Below are 21,614 nucleotides of genomic sequence, written 5' to 3'. Positions count from 1 at the left end.
CAGGAAAAGGAGAGGGCTTTTCTGTTTTATTCTAAGTTACCTTAGTAAAAGAATGGTTATAAGAAGAAATATGCAGCTTATATTATTGGTTTTCTCGCGACTTCTTGTCTATCTTAAGCTTCCCACGACTCAATCTGCCTTGCTAGTTAATGTAATTTCAAATTGTGAATCAGTATCTCCTGCAAAAACAACTCTCCCATTCTCCGGAAGAATAACTTCATTGGTACCGCTGACCACAGAGTGGTTAATACAGCGACCAGCCTGATCATACACAGCAAAAGCGCCATGTGATGGCAGTTTGACCGTCATGCGTTTTCCTGCCACTAAATTCGGAACTGAATACCATGTCGCATAGCCACTCGCCTGAATCGTGGTCTTCGATTGGGTTCCCACATAGAGCGGTTTCACGATGTCTTCACTGGCATAGATGCTGCCTCCTGCGGAAATGTACTCCACGCCGCCTACCTCTGACACTTCGAAGTTCATTAAGTCCCTGCCGGCCATACCCGGAATCTGCAGATCTCCTACAGCCAGATTAGCATCCATGATGGGGTTGGTGTACACACGGCCCGGTGCCTCATTGAACATTTGCAGAGAGACAATCGGCAATGCATTCATATACAGCATGGATGTGTACTTCTCGTTCATCAAAACATATTTTTTCCCTTCACGTGCTTGCCATGAAGCTGTTACATCTGCGGGCACTTCGGGCGTATCCAGCTTTACGGCCTTGTATTCAGAGGTCGCTAGCTGTCCCAGGCCTTTCGCTGATAAATAAGAACGGGACCATAAGTAGGTTTTTCCATTCTCCTCCTTAATGAATGATAACTTCTCCGTTCCTGCTTCATTTACAAATGAACCATCGGAGGTATACACATACGACTGTTCCTGACTGTTCGGCGCCGTAACGCTCGAAAGGGTTAATTGTCCTTCTTCCTTTATGTTCAACTTCAATATGGCCCTGTCCCTGGCACCATAGTTTCCTGCAAAATGCATCATTTCCTCAGGCATGTTTGCTTGTACAGGAGTACCGAACGACTTCTCCGGATTACGCTCTGCAATGATCTGCTTCTCCTCAAGCGCACCGAGCAAGAGCTCTCTTGCAATCAATTGATCCGTTGAGCTCGAACCTCCAGAAGAGGTTACTGCCGCTGCCATATTGTATTCCGGAAGCACAACGAGCGAGGAATGATACGATAACGTGTCTCCGCCTTTGGTTACAGCCTGGATGCCGTAATCATTGAAAGGAAACAGGTTTACACTATCCCAGCCGATCCCGTAAGCAATGGAGGAATCAGCCTCACTGGGCCACATGCCTCTTCTGTATTCTTCTTGTGCCATGGCTTCGACCGACTCAGGCGAAAGAATGCCTTCCACTTCTCCAGTGAAAATCTGCGAGAACTTGACCAAATCTTCGGCAGTAGAGTAAATGCCACCTGACGCAATGATGTTGTAATTTTCTTGCGGAAGCTGCCCATCTACCTGTGGAGAGTACACTGCGGCCATTTGGGCAGGGTCCACGTTATCCTGCGGTGTTTTGGTATGCTCCATTCCGAGCGGTTCAGTGAAATGTTGATGAATAAAAGCGGTAAAAGTCATGCCGCTAACCTTCTCAACCAAAATCTCGGCTAACGTAAAACTATCGTTGGAGTACACGGAGAATGCTCCGGGGTCTGCCTTCAGGTTTTGAGTCGCCAATCGGTCCAAAAAGGTATCATGCGCCTCTGTATCGTTATCTCCGTACAAAGTGGCATTATGACCGGAGGTTCCAAGAAGTCCGGAGGAATGATTCAGCAGCATTCGTGGTGTGATTTGTTTGTAACGCTCGTCCTTCATTTTGAATTCAGGAATGTAGCTCACCACAGGCTTATCCAAATCGAGCTTGCCTTCATCAACCAGCTTCATCACGGAAGCTGTAACCATCATTTTGCTGGTGGAACCGATACCGTAAATCGTGTTTGCCGTAAGAGGCACCTCATCGTTTAGGTCGTTTTTCCCTGTCTGTCCGGAAATTACGATCTCACCCTCATCCATAAGCGCATACTGCACACTTGTCACGCCATACTCTGCGGTCAATATTTTGGCTTTTTCCATTACGGCGGCCTTGGTCGCATCGTACGTTAAATCACTTCCGGTGCCGGAGGCTGGTGCTGCCATTGCGGACATGGGGGCCAGCATGGTCATCGCGAGCGTAATGACGGCTATGGAAGTTCTCTGTTTCAATGTCAATCACATCATCTCCTGTCTGGTTAGATAAGATCACTACTTCCAATTGGATCACCTGCAAGTATATTCTATAAAAATGTATTGAATATGACGTGATGATGAACAGAAGATGAACTGGGCTTGCCTATCGCTCGTTTGATTTTAAAGCTCCCCGACTAGAGGCTGAGTGAGGGTAAATAATTGTTCAGATAAAACAAAAAAAGCCGCCATTCAGGCGACTTCCTCTGTGTGAATTACATGTGTGAGTTGCTTTGCACGATGTTTATTCATGAATCAGCATATACACTATTTTAGCCATTTCTGCCCGTGTGACTTTACCTTTCGGATCAAAGCGTAGGTTCGCTTTGCCTGTCATCAGTCCAAGAGCATTCACATGCTCTACAGCATCTTGAGCCCAAGCAGATACCTGGCCTTGGTCAGAGAATTCTGCTCTTACCGTGGATTCCTGCTTCTCCATAAACAACACTTGCTGAGCTTTCATCAGCATCACGGCTGCCTCTTCGCGGCTGATTGAATCCTTCGGCCTGAAGAGATTACCGTTTCCTTGTACAATACCAAGTTCGGTCGCCTGAGCAACGGCTGCTGCATAATATGCATTCGCTGGTACATCTGCATATACCTCGGTTTTCCCCGAAGAATTCACCCCTGCAGCACGCATGATCAGGGTAATGAAGTCGCTTCGACTTACCTGCAGGGCAGGACCGTAGTTCTCACTGTGCATCCCCTGAATCAGATGTTTTGCAGCCAAAGTATGAACGTAACGTTCAGCCCAGGAGTCTTTCATATCCTTAAAAGGTTTATGATATTCTAGGATTGCGTACAAGCCTGGCTGCTCCGCCTCAAACGTCACCGTTCCAGCTACGAAGCGACCACCTTGATATTCCATTCCTTGCCCAAGCAAATATACGCCTGCATATTCAGATTGAATCTGTTTTTGCTGTTCAGCCGTCAACACTCGATCCATCTCGACCGGACTGCCGAACTTCGTAACCTCCGTCTCGTTCTCTCCTTGGATCAAGAACATACGAAGCGATTGCACAAACTCCGTGCGGGAATAATGCTGCTCCTCCAATAGATTGTTATCCAATACCTGCTTCGCATTATTGTCATATACAGTACTGAGACGCAACAGCAGCTGGTCTGTCTCTCCCCATTCTTGCGGCAGGGAACCAGCCGGGAGAGTGACTTTTAATACAGGTGATGAGATCTCTATGGAGAGCCCGTCTGCTTTCACCTTTTTCACCGCACTGGCAGGTAGATATACATCAAACTCCCCGTTCTTGTTCTGCTCTTGTATGCCAGCAAGTGTAATGACTACTTCCCCTCCACTCGCTGAACTGGCGGCTTGCTCCAGCGCTTGTGCTTCAGCACGATAACTACCATCCGAAGATGGATTAAGCGTAATTTGACCATTGCTGATCGGCGCTGCTGGCTTCGTCACACTATTATTTTCGGCAGGAGCTGCCGGATTACTGTTACCTGTACCTCCTCCATTACCCGGAGTCTGTCCCCCTGGAGCAGTGGCCCCTGTAGAGAATCCCCAAATATCGGATAGTGCACTTCCACTATGCTGATCTTCAGCTTTGGCGTACCATTGATAGTAGCTTTCGTCTGATAGTCCCTTCCATACCACAGAGGCTTCGCGTCCACTCGCTACGTTCGTTTTTGAGGCTATTTTCTCATCCGTGTAAACATTAACCCCGATGTAATCCGTGGCTACTCGCTTTGTTGTTGGTGCCAAACCAAGATCCAGGCTAAACTCATCTTTGCCTTGTTCGGTCTCTGGATCGTAATAGTTGTAGTCATCTAGATAAGGTGAATACGTTTTGATGTGAAGCTTGTTGTTTGCCATGTCAAACTGCATAAGCCGGATATAACCAAGTCCTCCTTCCGGAGCACCTTGATAATCTGCCAGCATTTGATAAACGTTACGGTCAGGAATGCCATCTCCGTTATCATCCAGCTGATCGACCTTAAGCTCGGCATCGTGATAGTGCCCGGAAAGGGCAGCAATCACGTTTTTGTTCGGTTTTACAACCTTCTCAAAAATCTGATCGGCAATCGGTGAACGGTTATTGGATACGAGCAAATACTCATGCAAACAGAGAATTGCTTTACGTTCCGGGTATTTGGAAACGATGTCGTTCATCCATTCAATCTCTTTTTCACCGAGTCCCCATCCCATATACACAATGACAAAATCATTACCGTTCGCTGAAACCAAATCATAGTGTCCACGGTTATTCTCGTATGAACCGCTATATACCTGATTATTGATGAACCGCTTCGCTCCAAAATACTGCTGGAACTTCGCATAATCGTTATCCTGGTGACCCACGTCGTGATTTCCTGCCAATACTCCATAAGGTATCGAAGCATCCTCAAGTACTTTCATGTTTTTATCTGCTTCAATCCACTGGTATTCCTGATCTGCCTTATCAACGACATCCCCGGTATGAATAACGTATTTGATGTTCATATTTTCTTTTTGCCCGGCGATCCAGTTGACGATGTTTTGATAAATTAGTGGATAGCTCTGGGAATAGTACTGTGTATCCGACATCCAAACAAATGAAAAATCGTACGGGTCCTGTGACTCCGGTGTAGGCTTATTGCCTGCAGCAGCAGCTGTTTCCGCTAATTCGTCCTGCACCATAATCTGGATGACATCTTCGTTTTCATAATCCCCCGCCTGGACCACAGCATTTAATTCAAAATCTTCTGTTCCAGCAATAACCTGATCCAGCTGATTCCATTTTTGCTCGCTTATGCTCCACGCATACAAGCTTACTTTCCTTCCTTCAAGTGACATGCCCTGCCATTCGATTTCAACACGATCTGTACTTTTCACGGTTGGATCAAGCTTCACTTCGAAGCGTTGGTAAGGAAACTGCTCAACCGAATCATTGACGAGATATGTTCCGTCTAGCGCAGCAATTTTTTTGTAATCCTCAGCATTCATGGCTTTTTCTCCGGAAGGAACCATTTCTCTAGGCGGCTCCGTAACGGAAGTATTCAGGTATCCTGCAAAACCTTCGGCTCGGGTTGCATCGTATTTATAACCTTTGTAAAAGGTCACATTCATGTCGTCTTTGCTTGGGTCCTGAACTGTAACTGTCAGGTTGGCATCTGTGCCAACATTTGTTTGATTTTGCTTAGGCGCCACCAATTCCGGTGGTAGCGGGTTCTCATCGGGTACTTCAAACTTTACTGTTCTCTCCGCAAAGTTACCCACCTTATCCGTTGCCTGAATATGCAGGACATGCTTCACGCCCTGCATCTCTCCCGACGAGGTTCTTAACGGAAGAGTAATTACTTTGTCATCCAGCTTCACACTAACCTTGTCCACGCCAGCTATCGCATCCTCGATTTCGGCATCAATGACGAATTCTCCACGATATGTCTTACCATCTTCAACGGTCGGCTTAATGTCAGGTGCCGTATTGTCCACCATGACTTTGGCCGTTAACTGCTCTTGACCATCGGTTAGAGCGACTTGATGTGCTCCATCGCTGATGCGGGTGGTGTCCCATTCATAGGCTTTAGCCGTAAGATGTTCCGGTTTCAACTCAAAATGGAAGCCGATTGATTCGCTTTTCCCGGTAGAATCGCCCATTTTAATCTGTTGTTCTTTTTCAGCGTAGGCCGGATCCCATATTTCAGTCCCGTCAGCCAAAAGCAAGCGAACGTTTTTGACTTCAAAGTCATCTTTGTTCTCCTCCGGTCGCTGATCAAACGGCGAGGTTTTGGAACCTGCCCGGATGTAGATCACATTATTCCCCTGAAGCAAACGTTCCGAATCAATAGGAAAGGATAATGTCGTATAGCTTGTAATTGGGTTCATGAACGTATAGAGAATCGATTCGTCCCCCAGTTCCGACGGACCCATGGTTACTGCGTTTTTAAAATAATAATCGACATTAACGGCTTCAAATACGAAATATGCATCATGCTCAAGCGCAGCATAAGTACTGCCATCAGGCAGAACTTCACCGTCTATACTGAGGCTGGCGTCCATTCCCACCGCTTGCGAGGTTCCTTTAATAGTGTGCACACCACGAATGGTATCCAGTTCCTTCACATTTAGTCGAAGCGGTTCATCGCTTACTCCTCCGGTCACGGATATAACAGCTGGCTCGGTTCTCGTTTCGTTATTACCGTCCGAAGCAACGAAATAATACTCCATAGTTTTGCGTCCGATGAGATCGGCCGGTGACATGTTATAGTGATACCTCAGGTCATCGTAATCTTCCGTCAAACGATGTGCCGTAAATTCAGCCTGTTTATCTGAACGAACGAATACCTCCACGGATGTTACTTCACGGTCATCTTTGGCATCGACGATCAGCTCTAATCCGTTTGATTGATCCGCTTCGGTCGCTTTCGTCATATCCTGAACGTTTGGCGGAACGGTATCCAACTCGATATGGATGGGCACGGTAGGAACTTGTTCCGGCAAGATGCTGCCTGGGGATGGTGTTTCCATTCCGGAGCTTGATTTGATCATCATTGTGCTGCCGTTTCTAGGATAGGTGTAAGTGATCGCTTTATCTTCCTTCGTTTCATCACCTTTGGTTCCATTTTCATAAGTCTGATCAGCATCGTAATAGGCAGAGGATATTTCCTTGCCGGTATTCGTTTTGATCACGAGTGCTCTGCGGCCGGAATTCGCCATGCCATCACTCTGGATCGAGTGCAGCATAACATTGGGGATGAGGTTGGTTTGATAAAATGCGTTGAAATCTTCCTCGGTATAAGCAGTGTTGGTACTATTTTTAATCCAAAATGCAACCGATTGCTGCGCAGGAATAACAAAATCGGGACGAACTGCCCCCCATTCCACATCCGCGCTTGGTCCCTTGTCAGGATAACGATAGTACAGGCTGTAGTTTTTAAAATTAACCGGTTGGTCCGTATTGTTATATACCTCGATATACTCATAGGCATCCGTGGACGTCCCCGGTACGTTCGCCGTATTCGGCACAAGCTCAGTAATAAGCAGCGTTGGTGCTTTGGACGGATCGAATGCATCCCATTGAACCTCTGCAGAATATGGCTTGTCCAGATTACCTGCTTGTATCCGGTATTGCAGCTCAGGCTCTGTAAGTGCCGACGCCGGAATTGCTGCTGTATACTCGTCTGTTTCAACTATATTCGTCATGACTGTAACACTGTATCTGTTCTGGGAAGGCGTCTTGTACAATAGCTTGACCGCAGGCTTGCTCCCATCTGCATTTGTACCCAGATTCTTGATCTGCGCCTTGATCTCAACATCCTGAATGGCCAAGGCATCAGTTGGGGCCGTATGCAGAATTTCGATTTGAAACCCTTCATCCACAACAGGCGGAACGGTTTGTTCAGGATCAATGACTCCTGGTGTGGCAGCAACTTTCCCGGAATTCTCCAAGACGCTCATCTGCATGTTTCCGGCAGCCGGATGCTTGAAAAAGATCCCCATATTCGCTTTAACCTGAGCTGGTTCATAAGCTGCGGCAACAATACTTTCGCTCATTTGATTTTTAATCACAAGTGACCTGGCGCTTCCGTTCGCCATACCACCTCCGCCCTGAATACGGAATAAGCGCTCCCCTTCGATTAGGGTTGTTCCGTAATTGTCATTGAATTGCTCTGCCGTAAGATCGTTGTTGCTTCCGTTCAAAATCCAGAATACGGCCGGACTTCGAGCAGGAATGATGATATCCGTATCTTCTTCTGTCTTCCAATTATCCTTATTATTGTAGAAGAAATAATAATCTTTGAAGTTAATGTCATGATCCGTATTATTGTAGACCTCAACGAACTCGTACGCGTCAGAGCTGACGTTAGGCAAATTGGTCGTATCCGGTACCATCTCAGTAATAAGCAGCTCTGGTCCAGTGGACTGCTGCATTATAGATATGGAAGGTCGAATGGCCGCCGAGTATCCTGTCGATTGAATGATTTTTCCTTCCTCATCCATGATGTCAATGGCATAGTTTAACTCACTGCCGATCAAATTCTCACCAGGAATGTTCCCCACATAGGTTTCCGGACTCTGCTCTAAGGGTACAAGCTCCACCGGAGCATACATTTGTCCGTCTACCGAATAAGAGATACGCCCGGTCCATGACTGGTCAGTGCCATATACCATTGCAGTAACCGTGTAATCCTGCATTTCGTAAATCCAATCCGCCGGGGTGTGGTCTACCTGAACGTTTTCAGCTTGAGTGACTTGTGTCTGTTCCTGGCTGTCTCCCTGCGGCAGGCTTTCTGCATAAACTGCTGGCAGTGATGTGAGAGGCATCCCAGTTGTCAAGATCATGCTGCTTAATAAAGCGATTGCAATACTTCGCTGAAGAATCCTTCTTCTGTTCAATTTAACCCGCATCTCCTTTTATTCCATTTTTGCTTGCTCCACTTTGACAAACATTGTTTTATCATAAGTGGGATTTGTTAGGAGAGTGCGCTCCCTAAGTAAATGGAAAGTTAACGATAGTACTCTTTCTCGATTAACTAGAGTTGAACAGGCTCAACAAAAAAAGCCGCAAATCGCGGCTTTTCATGGAATTCTATTCTCTATCAGGCAAGGAATTTATATCAAAAAATTAACGTCTGTCTACCAGATGTTTAAATTCTTCAATGTTTGTCTGAAAATCAGGAACCGTTTGTGTCTCTTCAGCAGCTTGGACCAGCTTCACAACCAAGTCATTATACGGTGTCGCAATTCCTGTACCTTCCGCTTTGCTCGAAACGACTCCATTAATGTAATCAATCTCGGTTTTGCGTTTTTTCTCCAGATCTTGAAGCATGCTTGCTTTGAGCAGCCGGGAAGGTTCCATCACATATCGTAACGTTTTAATCCGTTCAGGAATATCTTGTTCACTTTGGAGTTCAAGGGATGCGATATCGAATCCGTTCATTTTGACAAATTCAACCCCACTCGCATGTCCGACCTTGATCGTTTCGTCTGCGATATGAACGGCACTTACAATACCGACTTCATCATCCAGAATATCTCCGTATTCTCCGTTCAATGCCGCAGACAGACCACTGAATGCATTATTGATCAGCAGCTTGGACCATTTGGTTCCCACTAAGTTGTCGGAAATGTGTGTTCCACCCACCAGGTCCAAAACCGATTTTACACGCTGAATGCGTTCGGACGTTTCTCCATTTAATTCGCCAATCTGAAAAGCATACTTCTTGAATTGGGTGTACTCCGTTGTGAGGCTTGATACACCTGGTTCCATAAACGTGGCCCCAAATTCAACGGACCCGGCAATAACGCGCTCTGCGCCCACAATGGAAGCCACGTTCTCTTCAGGAATCCCGTTCTGCAAGGAACACACGATACTCTCCTCATGTAAGAACGGAAGCAATTCCCGAAGGATAGTACCATTGGATAATTGTTTGGTCAATAGCAGTACAAGATCATATGTCCCTGATTTTTGGTCAGGAGTGATGGCTTTAACCTTTGCATGAAACTCCGTTGTACCGACCACTTTAGCTCCCGTTTGATTCAAGGCATCGACATGCTCCTGATATGCATCAATTAACTCCACATCCATGCCACCATCCGCCAGGTATGCTCCTACGATGGTTCCTAGAGATCCTGCTCCTAAGATTGCGATTCTCATTATAATTTCCTCCTTATTTCTGCTCAAGATAGTTATATACAGGCTGTGCTGCGTTCAAGGTCAGGTCTGTCAGGATATGTGAAGCTGAAACAACTTCCAATACAGGCAAGTCGGCAAGGGGTGCGAGTGCATGTTCAAAAAGCTGAAGCCGTGCTGGTCCCGTCCATGCTTCCTTCACTTCGATATCCGTAATTTGGGTTCGAATCAAATCACATATTCTTAAATTCCCACTGTAATCCGTAGCAATTTTCATCATAAAGTTAGGCCGGCAGATTTCATTTCTGGCGAGTTCCTTATCCATCGCAGCATGCTTATATCCCATCGTTGCAGTTGCAACACGAAGCGTTCCGTAATCAAGCGTACCCACAAGTGTATCTGAATCAATATATAGTTTGGGTGCGCCTAACTTTTTGGGATACGCCGTGAGCTCTCTGCCACTTGCAATCGCAGGAAAGTTATCCACGTACATGGAATGCACATAGTCACCATCCTCACCATTGAATCGCACAGGGATAACCTGCCCAGCTTCGGTATATGCACCTAATCCGGAGACATCCGGCATCCACATCACTTCAAATTTAACCAGCGGCTCAACAATTTCCAGTGGTTCTGGCACCGCTGCCCGTAAAGCTTTTTCATCCGTTCGATAAATAATATTTAAGTATTCCCGATTCACAAATTTATAGGGCGGCATGGGGTAAGCCGGTGCCGTTAGGGGTGTATTCAGATTTTTGGCTATGTTATTCACATCGATTTTCATGAAGGACACCTACCTTTTAGGTTATGTTTTTATCTCTCTCACAAATAAAATTCTACATTAATAATTAAATTTAATATAATACATAATAAGTACTATATATATTTATTGAAATAAATAAGGAGTGCGAAACGAATGGAATTGCTGCAGCTCAAATATTTTCAAACTGTTGCCTATACCGAACATATCTCCAAAGCAGCTCAACAACTGAATATTGCTCAGCCCTCCTTAAGCCTGACGATCAAAAGACTGGAGGATGAGCTCGGTACAACCTTGTTTGATCGAAAAGGAAGAAACATTCAATTAAATGCGTCAGGGAAAATTCTGTTGAAGCATGTTAATCGGATCTTTACCGAAATTGAAAATGCACAACTGGAGATCCAATCGGAAGAACAACACGTTTCTAACACCATTCGAATCTCGATCACGAATCCAAGATTCCTTACCGGGCTAATTAGCGAATATATTAAAAGCAACCCGCAAACCCAGATTCATCAAGGCATTGGAACGAAGAACGAAATCATCACAAGCTTGCAAAAAGGGGACATCGATGTAGGAATAACAGGTCATCCGATCCAGGATGAGGAGATTGAGAGTTGTGTGCTGGTTAATGAGGATATTGTTCTTGTTGTACCTTCCCATCATCCGTACGCTGGAAAGACAAACATCTCGTTACATCTTGTTGCAAACGAACCCTTCATATCTCTTGCCGATAATGTGGAGTACAGCAACTTTACCACCATGCTCTGCGGGAAAGCAGGCTTCGTACCCAATCAGGCCTTTGAAGTGGATTCACACACACTGCTTGAAATCATCAAGCTTGATCAGGGAGTTGCTTTGTTACCTGTTTCCGTATGTAGAAAGCTGGGGTTGCACTATATAAAAATTGCTGATGATTCAGCGATCTACCCGATTAGCTTATCCTGGACCAAACAAAAATCATTGTCTCCTTCGGTTCAACATTTTCGTGATTTTATCTCTATGTATTATGAATTGAATGCTGACCTCTTTACGGTGGTTAAGAACAGAAAAAATTCATGACAAAAAGGCAGCGGGATTCACCCGGCTGCCTTCTTCATCTTTACCCATCTTCCATTAATGATGATTTAATCAGCTACTGCTGTCTGCACAGGGCCAAGATTGGTCAGGCTGACACCAGACAACGTAATTGTGGTGTTACCATCTTCGGCGGCACCTGTAATATTACCCATGTCAAACACGATACGGCTGTTTGCATAGCTTGGCTCGGTTGTATCGAATGTGAAGGTGTACTCTTGCTCTTCCGTGGATAAGTTCACTTGCTGCCCATAAAATCCATGCCACGCGTATCCAGCCGGAACATCCACCCAGCCGATACCAACCCCCATTTTGCGCGCTTTATCCGCTTTGGCCTTGAAGGTCAGCTTATACTTGGTTCCCTGCTGCATTGCAAAACCTTCATTAATAACCTGCCGATCCCACGGATTCGTTCCCGCCTGACCGATCACAGCTTGCAGCTGCTGATTCTCAACATGAATCGCAAGGTCAGATTCAACACCGGCTGCATATTTGAACCAGCCTTCACTTCCTTTGGCAAAGTCACCATTCGGGATCAGATTGACGTGTACCGGCTGTCCCCCCTGATCCGCACCCGGGTTCACCTCGAACAACATCACATTTTGAATGGATACACTGTGCTCTTCCGCTAGCGGTCTGCCAAGATCAAAGTTCAGTAAGGCCGCCGCATCCGCTGTTTCTCCCATTGTAAATGTGAAGGTGTATGGCTGCTTAATTTCAGTTAGATCTACCTTTTCATCCATATACTTGGCTTCGCCGCCATTACCTTGCGAGACCACAGCCTGTATTGATTTAGATGCAGATGCTGAAGCTTCAAAGCTCAGACGATAGGTCTTGTCAGCCTCAAGAGCAATTGAACCCTGCTGGAAAAACGAATCCCACCCATCGTCGGTTGCAGCCGGCAACGTAATACTAATTCCATGGTCTTTCCCATACGTAGCCGAGAGCACGTCGGGAATTAGCGTCCAATCCGTTCCATCTGCGGTCAGTTCGCCATTCCTTACTTTATTCTGTGAAACGTCCAACCAACGTGTATTATATTCGTTTCCTTCAAAATTCACATAATACGATGTTCCGGATTTCAGAGAAACTGCTGGCAGATATACCGTCTTATAGGATTGCCATCCCCCCGTATCTCCAAGCAGAAGTTCGGAGCTTGCAACCGTTGTGCCTTGTTCATCCTGCACACTGAATCGGACTTTTGAATCGGCTTTGGCACTTGCCATCCTTGTGGAGAGTGCATAAACGCCATCATTTGCTGCATCGATTTTGAATTGCAGCAGATCACCTTCGTCCATGTAGCTGACATGTTTGCCGCCTTCATCGGAATTTTCGAGCTGCAGACCTTGCATCATCCATGCATCCGTAGCAGGAATATGAGTATAGCCTTGAACTGTTACCGGCTTACCTCGTTTGGTCAGCTTCACATTGTCGATGTAGACCTTCCCTTCGGAACTGCCGAATAAAAGCTTCAGTTCGGCTGTTACCGTTGCTGCTGTCGTTGCGTTCTGTCCGATCACAATTTCACCCGAATAATTCTTGAGTTCCTGCCCAAGTTGAATCTGCTGCCCTTGATTCACCTGCACATCATGCCCCTCTGCGGTAGACAAATCCAAATCCATCGTACGTGGCGTATCTGCCTTTGCATCAAAAGAGAATCCGTAGGTAGTGCCCGCATCCAGCTTCATTCCCGGCTGTACCACAGCCACCTGATCAGAATGGCCGTTCGTTCGTAGAACGTCGATCACGAGCTGCCGTTCCATGATCGGGAACTTCAGGAAGTTGTTCACGGTAATCTGCGCTTCAGCATCAGACTGAACCTGTTTGGACCAGAAGCCGAGGCGATCCTTCCCTTGATCAAATGTGCCATTAAAGACATAATTTCCATCCGGCAGTGCTTTGCGTTCCACTGGAAGAGAGTCGGCTTCACCGATATCTGTCAACCGCACATTGGTCACCGTAACTTCCCCTTCATTCAATCCCAGATTGAATTCAAACCTTGCATTGTTGTCTGCCCCATTCAGCATGTTGAAGGTGTATTCATACGGTTGCCAATCTGTAGTTAATGAGAAGCTCTTATCCTCGGAGTAATTTGTCCAGCTTTTTTCAAACTGCGTCACTTTCGAACGGATGACTCGATCCGCAGATGCCTTGGCATCGAACTGCACTTTGTATTTTCTGTTTTTCTTCATATAGATTGGCATTTGTGTAAGTTGTAGGGAATAACTTTCGGTTCCGGCTTGTGAGATCGTTACTTTCGCTGCCTTACCCTTCTGCACATCATCAATAACCTCTACCTTACCAGCCCCGCCTGCATTCGTGATGAAGTTCCATTCGTTCGGCACACCATCTACATCCACACCTTCAGAAAAGCGATCATTGTAGATCTGGTTTCCATCCGCTTGCGGTTCCCGCTGCCATTCAGGTTCGATAGGATTAGAAGTTACGTCCGGCCATTCGCTCAGTTTCTTGTACTCGTAAACCCGAACGAAATCAACACTCATCTTCTCAGAGACAAAATCACTTTCCGGCGATCCCGGCCAGTCTCCTCCAACGGCTAGATTGAGAATCAGATAGAACGGACGATCAAACGGAGCAGGAAAGGTATAACTTTCCGGTTGTCCGGCTGCGGTCGTCTCCCAGTTATTTACCTGATGATGCAGTTTGCCGTCAACATAGAAACGAATCATGCCAGGCAGCCATTCCACCTGAAAATCATGATAATCATCTGCGAACGATTCACCTTGTGGCAAGCTAAACTTGCCTTGGTCATGCCCGTGTGAACCGTCTGTTTTTGGGGAATCGTAATGGATCGTACTGTATATTTCATGATCTTTGTTTTTACCGCCAATCAACTCCATAATGTCGATCTCCCCGGAAGCGGGCCATCCTCCGTAATGTGCTTCATCTGTAGGCATCATCCAGATTGCTGGCCACATGCCCTGCTGCGCGGGCAATTTCGCTCGTACGACCACTTTTCCGTACGTCCAGTCACCCTTCTCTTTCGTAATCAGTTTACCAGAAGTATAATTTTTGCTGCCCTTCTGCTCCCGCTTTGCTTCAATCTGCAATACATTGCGGTTGCCATCCTTAACAATACGTGTGTTATTCGGGCTGTAATATTGTAACTCATTGTTGTACACAAGCTCCGTATCCTGAACGGTCCATTTGGATGCATCCACGGAAGGCGCATTGAATTCATCATTCCAGACCATTTCCCAATGCTCATCCGGAATCGTCGTTGCAGGAATCGGTTTTTCTCCTGAAGGATTGCCCGGTACGGATGGTGTCGTTCCGCCTGAATTGGAAGAGCCGCCCCCACCTGTACTAGAATTATTGCCACCGTTAGAAGTACCTGGTGTAGCAGCATTTGGTTGCTCGGACTGTCCTGTCCCAGGCGTAATGCTATCCTTGTATTGTCCTGGTGCAACCGCTTTCCCATTAAGCAATACGTTGTCTGCATCTACGTCCAGCAGATTGATTTTACCTTTGCTGTCAATCATGGTATTACGGGCTTTGCTGCTTACTTTTAATGTATTAATCGTACTCTCGGCAGACAACTCAACGGTAGCTCTGCGTTCAACAAACATGTTTTCAATTTGAGTTGTCCCTGTGATCTTCACATGTACCGGACTGGTGTTTTTGTCTACCACGACTCGATTTAGTTTGGAGTTATGAATATCGATAGAGTGGCTTCCTCCGCCTTTCACGATTACACTTCCAGTGACCGTTACTCCGTCGAGCGCCACTGTACCTTCTCCAATGGCTTCTGTAAGGAGCAAGTTGCCGTTAATTGTTGTATTTTTCAGCGTCACATCGGTTGAGCGAACGATCAGATTTCCATCTACATTGGATTCATAGGTACCTGGGTAACTTTTAATATCTGCTATCAAGGTAGACATGATGGTAGCAGCTTCTGCTCTCGTAATGTTGGATTCAGGTGCAAGATTTCCGTTGTATCCGTTTACAATTTTATTGTTTACAAAGTAGTTCATCGCATTCCTAGCATAGTCAGCTACATCTTTGTCGTCTTTAAACGCAGAACCGAGCGATTTATTCTCACTGCCTGTCGATAACTGAAACGCACGATCTGCCATTACGACAGCATCCTGCCGGGTAATCGGAAGCTGGGGGGACAGATGTGTTACATCAGTTCCCTGAATAATGCCAGATCCACTTGCTCGTGTGATCGCATCATAGTACCAGTCTTTTTCACTAATATCTGTGTATGACGCCGCTCGGGGGCCTCCAGCGAATCCGAACACCCGATCGAGCATTACAACAAATTCGGCACGGCTGATACGTTCACTCGGTCTGAATGTGCCGTCCGTATAACCTTTAGTGAGCGCCATATCCTGCATACGCATCACTGCATTTTCAGCCCAATGTCCCTGCAAATCTTTGTACGGTGCCCGAAGCAGGCTTGACGCCTGCTCCTGCTCCGTTACCATTTGCTGCTTCATCTGTTCTGCCCCGACTACGGCCGGAGCTGCCAGTGAAACGATCATGCTTCCTGCTACGAGACAAGCCAACCCTTTTTTCACTCATATTCCTCCCTAGAATGTGTGGTCACTTTCAGGGCAGTACTACTCTTTTACTGCCCCAATGACGATACCTTTAACGAAAAAGCGTTGTAAGAATGGATATATGACCAAAATCGGCAATGCCCCGATGAAAATCTGTGCTGCGCGAACCGTACGCTGAGAAACATTCTCCAGCATGGATGGGTCCACGTTGATTTTACTGAGGTCTTGCTGCACGATAATGGTTTGTAGCAAGGAAGCCAGTGGGTAATTTTTGACATCTGACATATAGATCATGCCATCGAACCAAGAGTTCCACTGACCTACCATGGTAAACAAGGACAAGGTTGCAATCGCAGGCATGGATAGCGGTACATATACCAGTGCCAGTGTTTTAATGTGACCTGCTCCATCCAGATAAGCTGCTTCCTCCAGCTCTTTAGGCAGACCACGGAAGAAGTTCATCATCAGGATAACATTCCACACGGACAATGCACCTGGCAGCACCAGTGCCCAGATCGTATCCATCAGTCCTAGTTTCTGGACCAAGATATAACTCGGAATCAAACCTCCGCTGAACAAAATCGTAAATACAAAGAACCAGGTGTAGATCGAGCGGCCTTTGAAATTGAGATCTTCCTTCGACAGCGGGAAAGCGGTAAGTAACATAATCACCATACCGATCACGGTAGCAATGACGGTTCGTTTAACCGAAACCAGCAAGGAATTAATGAAATTTGAATTTCCGAACGTTTTGACATATGCATCTGTCGTAAAGCCAATCGGCCAGAAGCCGACAAGATTGGCTGAGGCCGGTGCCATGCTGCTGAACGAAACAGCTAAAATATGAATGATAGGTAGAATGCAAAGCAGTGATAGTACGCCTAGAAAAATATAATTCGCAACGCTGAATATTCGATAGCCTTTTGTTTTGTAATACAAGCCCTTTTCTCCTCTCTACTAGAACACGCGGTAATTCGCCAATTTGTAAGCCATGCGATATGAGATAACGATCAGAATGGTTGCCACGACCGATTTGAACAATCCTACAGCCGTTGCGAAGCTCATTTTGCCGTTCAAGATACCAAGACGATATACGAAGGTATCGATAATATCACCTTTGTCATAAACTAGCGGATTGTACAGATTGAACACCTGATCGAACCCTGCATTCAAAATGTTTCCGATGGAGAGTGTCATGAGTACAATCGTGATCGGCATCAGGGCTGGAATTGTAATGTGCAGTGTTTGTTTGAACCGGTTTGCACCGTCCACTTCCGCAGCTTCGTACAGTGCCGGGTTAATACCGGACAGAGAAGCCAGAAATACAATCGTGCCAAAGCCAAATTCTTTCCACACATCACTAACAATCAGTGTTATCCGAAACCAAGTTCCATCCCCCAGGAAAAAGATCGGATCTCCGCCTAGTGCAACGACCAGTTTGTTCACCATACCGCCCTGCGGCGAAAGAATATCAAGCAATATTCCGCCCAGGATAACCCATGACAGAAAGTGCGGCAGATACACCAGTGTTTGACTGACCCTTTTAAAAGCAGATAAACGAACTTCGTTCAACAAAATCGCAAACAGGAATGGAGCAATTAAACCTGCGATTATTTTGAAAAATGCAATCACCAGTGTATTCCAGATGACCTGCCCTACGTCCGGGTATAAGAATAAATACTTGAAATTATCCCAACCTACCCATTTGGATTCGGTAAATCCGAGGTATGGTTTAAAATCCTGGAAAGCAATCACAATCCCGCCCATCGGTATGTACTGAAAAACAATTGCCAGCAAAACCGCTGGTACGAGCATCAAATGCAAGGACCAATTTCGTTGCATGTTCCAGCGCTGTCTCGCCTTGATGGCACGCCCCTTGCGAGGCGTTTCTAACGTATGTTCCTTCACCCCTACATCCCCCATGTTCTAAAATTTGTATTTTACAAGTGCATATGAACTTGTATATTAAAATTATAGCAACGGTTATAAGCAATCTATATCCTAATATTGCAACAACGATAACAATATTTTAATGAGTTTAGGAGGCCCCGCATTGTTCGCTCGTCTGAATGTCTTTACCAAAATTACACTGTTGTTTGTAGCATTGCTTGTCCTGGTTTTGTTTCTGTACACCTATTCAAACCGGGAAAGTGTACGGGTGATCGAACACGAAATTCAGAACAATACCATGAATCATTTGTCCACTTTTGCCGACTCTGTAGAATCCAACATTTACCAATTATCTCTCTATGGGATGTCCATTGGGCAAGATTCCAGCATACAGGAATATCAGCGCCCGGATTACAAAGATGTGCCATATGAACGGGTCAAAGTTGGAAGTGCCATTCTTGAAAAAATGAATCTGTATAACGCAGCCAGCAAATGGCATTCGACCATCACACTCTATTTTCCTAGGTTGCAAAAAGTCATTTCCACGGATTATTATGCTTATATCCCGTATGAAGAGGATGAATTTTCCAAGCCACTTTCGAAATCATGGGCATATAAGCATAATCAATTTGAGTGGTACACGACCGATCCAACGACAGCGATCGACACTCCTGGGAAGTCGAGACTGATTACCAAGATCAGCTTTCCAGTGTATCATCTGACCAGCATGCTGGATCAGAACAAATTGAATAACAAAGGTGACCCTTTTATGTTCCATCCCGAGTTTGGCTTAATAAGCAACACTAGTGGAAATGGCACATTGACTGCGATTCAGTCCAAGCTGAAAGAGATGACTTTGCAGGGGAAAGGCGGATTCACCACGACGCTTGACCGTACAGAATACTATGTCTCTTACATACATTCAGACAGTCTGGGATGGTACTACGTAGACTACGTGCCTATGCAGCAAATTCTAGGGCCGATCACGAATAGTCGTAATCTCTTCTACGCTTCCATAGCCGTTTTGATTGCTATGAGTGTTGTGGTGTTGTATGTGCTTTATCGAAGTGTGCAGCTTCCATTGCTTCAGCTCGTAAAGGGAACGAACCGTTTGTCGACTGGAGATTTCTCTGTTCGATTACATCATTCTTCACGTAATGAATTCAGTTTATTGTTTGCACGATTTAACATCATGGCACAGCGAATTCAGGAGTTGATTGAGAACGTGTACGAAGAACAACTCCGAAGACGTGAGGCCACACTAAAGCAGCTACAATCACAGATTAATCCGCATTTCCTATACAATTGCCTCTTCTACATCAAAAATATGGCGAGGATGAAAAATGAGAAAGCCGTTGTGGCAATGGCGCTTAATTTAGGTGAGTATTATCGGTACATCACCAGATCCGAGAATGATCAGGCCTCCATCAAAGAAGAGTTGAACATGGTAAAAAATTACCTGGAAATCCAGGCACTCCGGCTGGAACGCATGCATTTTACCATCGATGTACCGGACGATATGCTTCATAAAACGTTACCGCGTTTAAGCTTACAACCTATCGTTGAGAACGCTATCATTCATGGCATTGAACCCCGTACTGAAGACGGTCATATCAACATAACAGGTTATCATACGGATGAATTGTGTACGATAACCGTCGAGGACAGCGGGCTGGGTATGACGGAGAATCAGATGCAAGAATTGGTTGATAATCTTAACAAACCGCTCGATGGCAATATGGGATGCGGAACTTGGAATGTTCATCAGCGTTTGTCTTTTTTGTATGGTGAAGACGCGGGTCTAAGCTATGAACATACGCCTGGCGGAGGCGTTAAGGTAAGCATTACATGGCACAACAATATCAATGAGTAGGTGAAGTACATGTTACAAATTTTGTTAGTTGATGATGAACGTTCCGTTGTAGAAACGCTGGCGGAAACCATTCCGTGGGAAAGCTGCGGAATCGGCACTGTACACGAAGCCTTGTCAGGTGCCGTAGCGCTGGAGATTATGGAGAATCATGATATTGATATTGTAATCACTGATATTCGCATGCCGGAGATGTCTGGTATTGAGTTAATCACGGCAATTCACGAGAAATGGTCGCATGTGCAGACCATTTTACTCTCGGGCTTTGCTGACTTCGAATACGCCAAACAAGCGATGGCTCAAGAAAGCTTTGATTATTTGCTGAAGCCTGTAAGTGATGAGGATCTAATCGAAACCGTACAGCGGCTTGTTGACCGGATCAAACAAAAATGGGAAGCGGCGGCCTCCTATCAACGTGCCTTACATGCATTCCAGGATAACTTACCTTTATTGCAATCTACGATGCTCCATGAATTGCTGACAGGCAAAACCTATTCTCCCTCAATGCTCGCAGACAAGCTCGAATTACTAAATCTGCCCTACTCGGTTGGTGAGGAGCTGGGCATGCTTGTTATTCGAATGGAAGAGCATCTATCCGAGATGGCTGACCATGATCTTTCGCTGATGCAGTATGCCATTAGCAACATTATCAGCGAGGTGACGCAGCAGCATTTTCATATTTGGCATACGCGGGATGTCCATGATTATCTGGTTGTGCTGGTTAGTGTCAAAAAAGGCGGCACACCAAGTGTGAGCAAAGAGGAAAAACCTCAAGTGCTGCTGGAACATTACGCTGCCCAAATTCAGACAAACGTTCAATTATATTTAAAAGGGGCTATTTCAATCGCAGTCTCTCACTGGGGCAAATTCCCTAATGAGATTGGTGAGATTTATGAGAGTGCTGTCAGATCCATGCGGAAGCGTATGGGACATGCGCAGGGTTTGTTCATCACGGCTTCAGACGATAAGGATGTACACCCCCTTCCTGCCATCCGTTCTCTGTACAAGCCTCCAACCCTAATCAGTCTTCTGGAAGCTGGCCGCTTTGACGATGTGGAACAGAAGATTGAGGTCATTTTCGAGGAATTGCTCGAATCCGCGCAGCATCATGATATCGCGGAAACGACGATTGAGGTGTATCATGCCTTGGCAGGGGCTTTTGCTTATATCATCCACAAAAACGGAAAACAGATCTCTTCTGTCCTGCCTGCCGAAACGTACAAATACTTCCAGGCACCAAGCTATGCTACTGCCCAGCAGTTGAAAGACTGGTCGATCCGCACACTTTATTCCATCAGTGAAGACGCGGAACAGGAGCTGAAGGACAATCACAGTACCATCGTTCGCAGTGTCAAAAGCTTTGTGGACCTGCATCTGGCTTCCGATGTTTCCTTACCGGCTATTGCCGAACATGTCCACCTGCACCCTGTGTATCTTTCCAAAGTGTATAAGACGGAGACTGGAGAAGCGCTGACAGCTTATGTCTATCGTTTGCGGATGGAAAAAGCAGCTTACTATTTGAGATCCTCAAGTGCCAAGGTATTCGAAATTGCGGAGCTTGTCGGCTACAACAACACGGCGTATTTTATTCGGGTATTTAAAAAGTTTTACGATCTGACACCGCAGGAATATAGAGAGAATCTGCCGGTTTGAAGCAAAAAGGCCTTGCTGGA

General features: G+C 45.9%; 10 protein-coding genes. 3 read left to right on the top strand and 7 right to left on the bottom strand.

What is annotated here, in order from left to right:
• Window positions 1-129: 129 nt before the first annotated feature.
• From PIL01S_RS06905 to PIL01S_RS06890, 4 genes are all read right to left on the bottom strand, one after another.
• Complete coding sequence (locus PIL01S_RS06905) at window positions 130-2,184, bottom strand: serine hydrolase domain-containing protein (protein ID WP_174818678.1); 2,055 nt, start codon at window positions 2,182-2,184, stop codon at window positions 130-132.
• 304 nt (window positions 2,185-2,488) lie between these two features.
• Window positions 2,489-8,581: an S-layer homology domain-containing protein gene (locus PIL01S_RS06900; protein WP_164764180.1), complete on the bottom strand. Its 6,093-nt coding sequence runs from the start codon at window positions 8,579-8,581 to the stop codon at window positions 2,489-2,491.
• A 229-nt stretch (window positions 8,582-8,810) separates the two neighbouring features.
• Window positions 8,811-9,842, bottom strand: coding sequence for a ketopantoate reductase family protein (locus tag PIL01S_RS06895; RefSeq protein WP_127536863.1), 1,032 nt, complete (start codon window positions 9,840-9,842; stop codon window positions 8,811-8,813).
• A gap of 13 nt (window positions 9,843-9,855) precedes the next feature.
• Window positions 9,856-10,602, bottom strand: a complete 747-nt coding sequence (locus tag PIL01S_RS06890) for an acetoacetate decarboxylase (protein ID WP_127536862.1) — start codon at window positions 10,600-10,602, stop codon at window positions 9,856-9,858.
• 132 nt (window positions 10,603-10,734) lie between these two features.
• Between PIL01S_RS06890 and PIL01S_RS06885 the strand changes: the two genes are divergently transcribed.
• Window positions 10,735-11,640, top strand: coding sequence for a LysR family transcriptional regulator (locus PIL01S_RS06885; protein ID WP_127536861.1), 906 nt, complete (start codon window positions 10,735-10,737; stop codon window positions 11,638-11,640).
• A gap of 65 nt (window positions 11,641-11,705) precedes the next feature.
• Here the strand turns inward: PIL01S_RS06885 and PIL01S_RS06880 are convergent, their stop codons facing one another.
• The 3 genes from PIL01S_RS06880 to PIL01S_RS06870 are packed head-to-tail and all read right to left on the bottom strand — an operon-like array spanning window position 11,706 to window position 18,089.
• Entirely contained in the window at window positions 11,706-16,199 is a 4,494-nt protein-coding gene (locus PIL01S_RS06880) for a carbohydrate binding domain-containing protein (protein ID WP_127536860.1), read from the bottom strand.
• 42 nt (window positions 16,200-16,241) lie between these two features.
• Complete coding sequence (locus tag PIL01S_RS06875) at window positions 16,242-17,120, bottom strand: carbohydrate ABC transporter permease (protein WP_127536859.1); 879 nt, start codon at window positions 17,118-17,120, stop codon at window positions 16,242-16,244.
• An 18-nt stretch (window positions 17,121-17,138) separates the two neighbouring features.
• Complete coding sequence (locus tag PIL01S_RS06870) at window positions 17,139-18,089, bottom strand: ABC transporter permease (protein ID WP_371859924.1); 951 nt, start codon at window positions 18,087-18,089, stop codon at window positions 17,139-17,141.
• 145 nt (window positions 18,090-18,234) lie between these two features.
• On the opposite strand from PIL01S_RS06870, the gene PIL01S_RS06865 reads away from it, so the two are divergent.
• The gene (locus PIL01S_RS06865; RefSeq protein ID WP_127536858.1) at window positions 18,235-19,944 is read left to right on the top strand and encodes a sensor histidine kinase; all 1,710 of its coding nucleotides are present in this window, start codon (window positions 18,235-18,237) and stop codon (window positions 19,942-19,944) included.
• 9 nt (window positions 19,945-19,953) lie between these two features.
• Window positions 19,954-21,594 (top strand): response regulator, encoded by a 1,641-nt coding sequence (locus PIL01S_RS06860; protein ID WP_127536857.1) that lies wholly within the window; start codon window positions 19,954-19,956, stop codon window positions 21,592-21,594.
• Window positions 21,595-21,614: the final 20 nt, after the last annotated feature.

This window comes from Paenibacillus illinoisensis NBRC 15959, from assembly GCF_004000925.1.
GTDB classification, from domain to species: Bacteria; Bacillota; Bacilli; order Paenibacillales; family Paenibacillaceae; genus Paenibacillus; species Paenibacillus illinoisensis.
This window is presented reverse-complemented; position numbering and strand designations above follow the sequence as displayed.

What these genes read in the sequence shown, in the direction of transcription:
- PIL01S_RS06895 (WP_127536863.1), bottom strand. Translation starts at nt 9,842, where the DNA reads ATGAGAATCGCAATCTTAGGAGCAGGATCTCTAGGAACCATCGTAGGA.
- PIL01S_RS06905 (WP_174818678.1), bottom strand. Translation starts at nt 2,184, where the DNA reads ATGACCATGCTGGCCCCCATGTCCGCAATGGCAGCACCAGCCTCCGGC.
- PIL01S_RS06885 (WP_127536861.1), top strand. Translation starts at nt 10,735, where the DNA reads ATGGAATTGCTGCAGCTCAAATATTTTCAAACTGTTGCCTATACCGAA.
- PIL01S_RS06860 (WP_127536857.1), top strand. Translation starts at nt 19,954, where the DNA reads ATGTTACAAATTTTGTTAGTTGATGATGAACGTTCCGTTGTAGAAACG.
- PIL01S_RS06890 (WP_127536862.1), bottom strand. Translation starts at nt 10,602, where the DNA reads ATGAAAATCGATGTGAATAACATAGCCAAAAATCTGAATACACCCCTA.